Source organism: Streptomyces sp. NPDC050743 (assembly GCF_044456925.1).
GTDB lineage: Bacteria > Actinomycetota > Actinomycetes > Streptomycetales > Streptomycetaceae > Streptomyces.
In genome coordinates, this window is the sequence record NZ_JBITGJ010000065.1 from 41,628 (window position 1) to 48,365 (window position 6,738).

The following is a 6,738-nucleotide window of genomic DNA, read 5'->3' on the forward strand; positions in this document are numbered from 1 at the left end:
CGCGGAGGGGACGGAATCTTCCCTGAGCCACCCCGTCTCGGTCTGCTGCCGCCTCCATAGTCGTGCGAGGACCTCCTGCTGCGGATGCCCGAGCGCCGGATCGGCGGGCAGCACGACACGAACTGGCACCGGCACCGGCACCGGCTCAGGTCGGGCGGCATCGTCACGGCCCCCACGGTAAGCGGGGAGGCTGGGGGCCTCGTACCGCGAGGGGCCGCTGAGCCTGGGCGGCAGGGCTGGATATCGCCTTGTGACTGAGGGTGCCGGTGTGGTTACGGTGGTGGCTGACCTGATGGTGATCACTGGGGGGCAGGTATGCGCGTGACCTCGCAGACTCTGCGGGCCGCTGCACTGTGCGGTGCCGTGGCGCTCACTGGTCTGTTGGCTGGATGCGGCTCTGGCGGGGATGACAAACCGGCACCGTCGACGCCCGCGTCCTCGACTGGTGCCGCCGCCTCGGCGAGCCCGTCGGTGCCGGCGGATCCGCAAGCCGCCGAGCGGGCCCGGGCGCTAGCGGCCTACCGGGCGATGTGGGTGGAACAGATGAAGGCCTACGGCAAGGCGTCGGAGCAGGGCGCTGAGCTCACCCGCTACGCCTCGCTGGACGCGCTCGCGACGTTCCGTCTGGATCTAGCCCACATGCGCCGCTCGGGCGTCGTCGCCACCGGCAGCCTCGGGCACACCCCCAAGGTGACCGCGCTGGACCTGCACGCCTCGACACCGACCGCGACCGTGACGGACTGCCTGGATCTGGCCCACTGGCAGGAGAAGCACCTCAAGACCGGCCAGGCGATCGCACTGCCGTCCGACCAGCCGCGGCGCTATCAGGCGACGGCACGTGTGGAGCGGTGGGACGGCGGCCGGTGGATGGTGACGCAGTACACCCCGCACGGGGACCGGACATGCTGAGCCGTGTCGTCGCCACCGCGGCCGGGACTGCCGCCCTACTGGGAGCACTGACCGTCCCGGCCGCCGCCGACGGTCACAGCTCGGCCGACCCGGACTGCGGCGGATCCAACGTGGTCGTCACCGTCTGCGCCGCGGCAACCTCCTCCACGCCCGGCTCCGGCGGCTCGGGGCCGCCCGCCGCGCACCACAGCCAGGGCGGCTCGGGCACCCCGAAGTGCACCTACAGCAAGCTCACCCCCCAGCCCCCGGCCAACAACCTGGCCATGCAGGACGGCAAGAGGAGGGGCGGCAAGGGCGCGGTCTACCAGGTGTGGTGTGACACCGGACGGTTCGGTGTGGTCTGGATCCCGGACGGCGCGGCCCCGGCGCAGCCCGCGGTGGACCCTCAGATGCTGGCCCGCCGCGCGGCCGACTCGATGGCGCTGCGCGGCCCGGACATCGCCAGCCCGCGCGCAGCCGGCCGGTACCTGGTCGGGATGCCGATGTGGATGTGGGTGGACCAGACGCCGACGACGTACGGGCCGCAGAGCGCCAGGGCAACGGCCGGCGGGGTGACGGTGACAGCCACGGCGAAGGTCTCCTCCGTCAGCTGGAACATGGGCGACAGGACATCCCCTGTGGTGTGCACCGGCCCCGGCACGCCGTACACCGCGTCCGCGGGCAAGGCCGCATCGCCGGACTGCGGCCACCTCTACGCCACCACCCCGAGCACACCTGACGGCCGCTTCCCGCTCACCGCCACATCCACCTGGACCATCACCTGGCACGTGGACGGCAACCAGACCGATGCCGGGCAGTGGACCGAGACCCGCACCAGCACCCTCGGCGTTCACGTGAGCGAAGCCCAAGTCGTGAACCAGTAGCCCCGATTGCCCCGCGCGCAGCGCTATGACCTGCGATGGTCGGGCCTGTGGTGGGGGTCTGGGACGTCGTGGTCGGGGTCCTGGACGTGCCAGGCGCCCCGACAACGGCGGGGCTAGCGGCGGGGATCGGTCCAGCGGACCCGCCTGTCGGGGTCCTGGACGGGACGCCAGACGGGTGCTGAGGGACCGTGCTGCAGGATGTCGACCAGGGGTGCCACGAGTACAGGGACGTCGTGCAGGAGGGCGGTCAGGGCCGGATCCGCGGTGGCGGCATGCAGGGCGCGTACGCGTGTGTCGATGCCGGCCGGGCCGGTGCCGTCCAGGACGAACAGCAGCCGCGGGAAGAGGTGATACCGGCGCCGCCACTCCTCCTGCAGGGGCTCGAGCGTCAGCCGCCGCCCGATGGGTGTCGGCACATACCGGTGAAGCCGGCCGTAGTTGCCGAGCTTGGCGGCCAGGCGCTCGGGTCCCATGGTGGCCCGGTCGACCTCTACGAACGCCCGCATCATCGACCCGCCGGTGCCGCTGTCCGTGTCGCGGCTGCGGTAGTAGAGGAGGGCGTCGGGGATGACGGCCTCGCCGGCGCCGAGGGGGTGGTAGACCTCGGGGAGCCAGTCCAGCGGCTGGCACAGGTCACCACGCTTGCGGGCGTCCTGGAGGAACTGCAGTCCCGTCTTGGTCACCGTGAGGGCGTGCCCGACGGCCAGGCGCACGGCGGTCGGGTCCGTCGCCGTTTTCGGCGGCCGTCGGCCGCGCAGCTCGGGCCACTCGGACGCGACCTGCGCCCCGTACTGAGTGGGGTGCCAGACCCGCAGGCGCCCAGCCTGGGGCAGCGTGACCCGGTCAATGAGCCCCTCGGCGCGCAGCTTCATCAGCCGGCGCCTCGTCTGCTCGGTGCGTACATCGGGGGAGAGGATCAGGTGCATCTGCTCGCTGGTGGCCATTCGGTATTGGGTCAGTACCGCCAGTGCCAGCCGGTCACGGCCGCCTGCGTCGACATCGGTCATCGCCGAGTGCTCCTCGCGTACGGGGCGGCACCATCCCTTGTTGGGTGCCGCGTGTACGGCGCAGGCCATCAGCCGGCCCCGACCCGACCACCGACCATCAAGGCCCGACCATGGTCACGATGCGACAAGGGGGCCCTGATCGGTCCGACATCCAGGCCGATATCCCGTCCGACCGCTGTGTGCGCGTGTCTGGGGCGTGGCGCCCACCAGGCCCTGGTCGGCAGCCCGACGTCCCCTCCGCACACCCCCGTGTCACCACAGACAGAAAAGGAAGGAGAGGGGGGAGGGACGGGCTGCGGCTGCGGCGCGCGGCCGGCGGATCGGGGCGGGGCTGTGGAGTGTTGCGCTTCGGCGGCGCCTCCGCGCGGCCACACAGCATGGCCTCAGTGTTCTGACGAGTGTGCGCCGCTGTGTTTGCCCAACCAGTAGGGGCTTGTAGGGTGTTGCGGTGCTGGGGGAGCAATGGAGTCGGTTGCGGCGGTGGGTCGTATCGTCGCCGGGGCGACGGGTCCTGACGCGAGCGATTCAGGAAGATCTCGGCTTCTTCGATCTTCTGCCGAGCGACGCAGTGGGTGTCGACGGTGCTCGGCGTAGGGCGTTGCTGTTCGCCTCGCTGCGACTGCGCGGGACCGAAGCCGTCGCTATGCGACGGATCCGAGTGAATGCCATCGTTTTCCTCCTTCCGTTCACGATCGCTGCGTTCGTCACCAGCATCCGTAATGCAGCAGCGGACTATGTACCGCCACCTCCGACACCACCAGGTGCACAGCCTCCAGCCGTGATCGACTCGCCCACGGCGCTGATCTTCGGAATGACGACGGCGGTCATCTGCAACGTCGTAGTCGCCCGGGCACGCCGTTTGCCTGTCGTCAGCTATTCCCGCGGCCGCCGTCTGGCTGTGGCATCTGCCTTGCCTGGCTTCTCCGCCGCCACCGTGCAGATCCCTTTCTCCCTCATCACCCCGCACACCGCCTGGTGGCATTACTGGGTCGGCTACTACTACGTCACCGGCGTCTTATTGATCACCCTGGCTGCCGTTGTCCTGTTCGAGCAACCCCTACCTCGTCGGATCGCCGGGCGCTGCCGGCCGACCGACCGCCTCCTCCTCCAGACAGTGGCGACCGCTGCCGAGATACACGCACGAACCCGTCGCCGTCTGACCCCCACGCGATGCCGCTCGCTTTGCCGCGACTTGGAGCACCTGGCCTACATGGCGGAACGCGATCTGACGTTGCCCTACCGGGCACCCCACCACATACGCCGCGCCCTGCGGCAAGACGCGCTCCGGGTAGCAGCGGTCTACCGTGCCCACCAAATGCCCCTAACATTGGTGGATCACCCGCGTGATGCAAATCCGCTGGTCGCCTCCTTGCTGGCAGCCGCCGATGCGTTGGCCGCTGGAGAGCGTGGCGCATTGTTGGACAACGCGCCTGAACAGGTGGCACAGCGTCGACTGGTGCGTCGCGTGGTGTCGCGGGCTTGGCCGGCGGTGGTGCTCATAGCCAGCGGCGTCCTGCTGCCTCTGATTCCAGCCGTGGCGCAGCAGCCCGCGCTGGCGAGCAGCCTTCGCTGGACGCTGGTAGTCGCCGGAGCGCTCACCTTCGTCGCTGGCAGTGATGTAGCCACTCGCGTTGCCAGCCCGCTCGACAAAGCGCTTCCGTGGCGCTAACGCCGTAAACCGCGCACCGAACTCACGATCGCCATGCTCACAGGCGGCCCCCACCGACCACGATGCAACAACCCCGCCCGGCAACCGCTCCGATAACCCCGCCGACAACCCGTCTGACAACTGCCCGCGCCCATCTGGCGATTCGCGGCATAACCGCAGGTCACCACGACCCTTCTGACGTGGTCGGTAGCCCGACATCCCCCTCTGCGCACCCCCGCGCCCAGCCTAGACAGGAAAAGGAAGGAAAGGGCGGGCGGGGACGGGCGGGCGCGCTGCCGGGGGGATCGGACGCCCTCGAGGGTGTCGTTGCGCGTCGGCCAGGCCTCCGCGCTCGACGCCGATCCCCTGCGCGGCGAACAGGGAACGGAGCAGCCGGCGGGCAGGGCGTAGTGGGAGGTGATCACAACCCGGTCGTCACGACGGCGCGCTGGCGGCTCCCTCACCCTGCTCGGCCTCGTACTGGATGCGGGCCTCATTGACGGCGCGTTGCCAGGTACGGGAGACACCACCGTGCTCGCGCGCCAGTTGCGCGGCGAGGCCGCGGTGGTACCCACCGGCCTGGCGCAGCGCCTGCAGAGCCACCGCTACCGCCTTCCCACGCTGCTCGCGGCCGGGCCCGCCGCCGTTGGCGCCGCGCCCATCCCCGCGCCTTCGGCCGGCCGCCCCGAGTAGCCCGGTGCCGACGTCTTCCTGCCACGCGGCCCAGAAGGCCTCCACCGCTTGCTGGTCGAAGTAGTGGGTGCGGCCCACCGTGCACACCACCTCTGGATGCCGCCGCTCCTCGGGCTGCTGAAGGCGCTGGGCGTACCAGCGGGCCAGGGTGGCCGCCGACGCACCCGTCAACTCCCCAATCCAGGCACGGCTGACGACCCACCGGCCCTCATGCACCCGGCGCAGCCCATCGTCCCCGGCACCCGACACAGCCACTCCCACGCCTCCCTCCGGCAGGGCGCAGCACCGCCCCACGTGATCCAGATGTCCCCTACGATAGAAGCACCTCGTCTGAGAGAAGAGGCAACGCTGGCGGGGAATTTCCGGCCCGGGTTTGCCGACCCACCGGATCCGCCGTTCCCCGCCAGCCCCAAAACATAAATCACCCAGCGCGCAATCCCAATTTCCTCTTTATTCATCTCCTTATTTTGCGCGCGGTCTGCTCCGCAGACGCGACGCGCCGCCGCTACGCGGCGGAAAAGACCGGGCGTGCTTCGCACGCCCGAAAAAGGCGGGCGGTGGCATCGCTACGCGATGCGAAGAGAGGGGGGGGGGGGGGCCCGGCCGGGCCCCCCCCCCCCCCCCGCGCCCGCCCCCCCCCCCCCGCGGGGGGGGGGGGGGGGGCCCCAGCCCCCCCCCCCCCCCCCCCGGGGGGGGGCCCGCCACCCCCCCCCCCCCGGGGCGGGGGGGCCCCCCCCCCCCGCCGCCGGGGGGGGGGGCGCCCCCCCCCGCCCCCCCCCCCCCCCCCTCTCAGTCGCGACGCTCCGCGCCGCTTGTGCGGGGGTGCCGGGGAATCCACGCACCGACACCCCCGCGCCCCAGGCGGGCCAACTGGGGCCGGATGCAGGCCGGGTAGCCATCCCGGCCCGCGCAGCTGCTACAGGACGGTGTAGGCCACCGGCGGGTAGACCGCTTCGGCGTCCTCCTCCGCGCTGGTGTGGACGCCGAACGCGTCCAGGAACGCGGCCGATTCACGGTCCCCGATCAACTCGGCCGCACGGGCGGCCTCACACTCGTTCAGCACACCCCACGTCAGGTTCCACGCCTGGACCGTGCAGGCCGGGCCGCCCTCGTCTACCGCGGGGGACCGCAGGTACATCACGCCATAGCACAGCGTCTGAGCCAGCCCAACAGCCAGCAGGAAAACGAAGTTGTCGAAGTATCGGGACTCCACGCCCACCAGGTCCTCCGAGCCGCCCTCGCCCTGCACCGTGACCGGCAGGGTGGCACTCAACGGCCGCTCCTGGCCGTCCATGCCCACCCCCAGCCGCAGGACGTGCTCACCCGGCGCCAGACGCGCCATCACCCGCGCGAGCACCACGTGCGCCTCGTTCCGGGCCTCGGCGAAAACGTCGAGAGAAACCGGCTTCAGTTTCATGGATTTCTTCTCCTTGTTCGTCTGAGAGAATGAGTCCGAGAAGTTGCCGCTCCTTCAGACACTCTTATCTTATCCATGCAGGGTGACTCAGTATCGCCGAATTCAAGCCAAGAAAAAGCAGAAACGAGACGGCCAGGCTGGCCTAGCCAGCCGCTTTTCAGGAATTCGCGGAGCGAATTCCTGCGCCCGGATCGCGGAGCG

General features: G+C 70.6%; 6 protein-coding genes. 3 read left to right on the forward strand and 3 right to left on the reverse strand.

Annotated elements, in window-relative coordinates:
* Window positions 1-471: 471 nt before the first annotated feature.
* Window positions 472-909, forward strand: coding sequence for a hypothetical protein (locus tag ACIBJF_RS38255; RefSeq protein ID WP_399180943.1), 438 nt, complete (start codon window positions 472-474; stop codon window positions 907-909).
* Window positions 903-1,772, forward strand: a complete 870-nt coding sequence (locus ACIBJF_RS38260; protein ID WP_399180945.1) for an ATP/GTP-binding protein — start codon at window positions 903-905, stop codon at window positions 1,770-1,772. Before ACIBJF_RS38255 ends, ACIBJF_RS38260 begins: the two co-directional genes overlap by 7 nt.
* Window positions 1,773-1,885: 113 nt before the next feature.
* On the opposite strand, the gene ACIBJF_RS38265 is transcribed toward ACIBJF_RS38260, so the two are convergent.
* Window positions 1,886-2,779 (reverse strand): replication-relaxation family protein, encoded by an 894-nt coding sequence (locus ACIBJF_RS38265; protein WP_399180947.1) that lies wholly within the window; start codon window positions 2,777-2,779, stop codon window positions 1,886-1,888.
* Window positions 2,780-3,227: 448 nt separating this feature from the next.
* On the opposite strand from ACIBJF_RS38265, the gene ACIBJF_RS38270 reads away from it, so the two are divergent.
* On the forward strand, window positions 3,228-4,448 hold the full coding sequence (locus ACIBJF_RS38270; RefSeq protein ID WP_399180948.1) for a hypothetical protein: 1,221 nt from the start codon (window positions 3,228-3,230) through the stop codon (window positions 4,446-4,448).
* 414 nt (window positions 4,449-4,862) lie between these two features.
* Here ACIBJF_RS38270 and ACIBJF_RS38275 read toward each other — a convergent pair whose 3' ends face one another.
* Window positions 4,863-5,375, reverse strand: coding sequence for a hypothetical protein (locus ACIBJF_RS38275; protein ID WP_399180950.1), 513 nt, complete (start codon window positions 5,373-5,375; stop codon window positions 4,863-4,865).
* A gap of 661 nt (window positions 5,376-6,036) precedes the next feature.
* Window positions 6,037-6,537: a hypothetical protein gene (locus ACIBJF_RS38280; RefSeq protein WP_399180952.1), complete on the reverse strand. Its 501-nt coding sequence runs from the start codon at window positions 6,535-6,537 to the stop codon at window positions 6,037-6,039.
* Window positions 6,538-6,738: the final 201 nt, after the last annotated feature.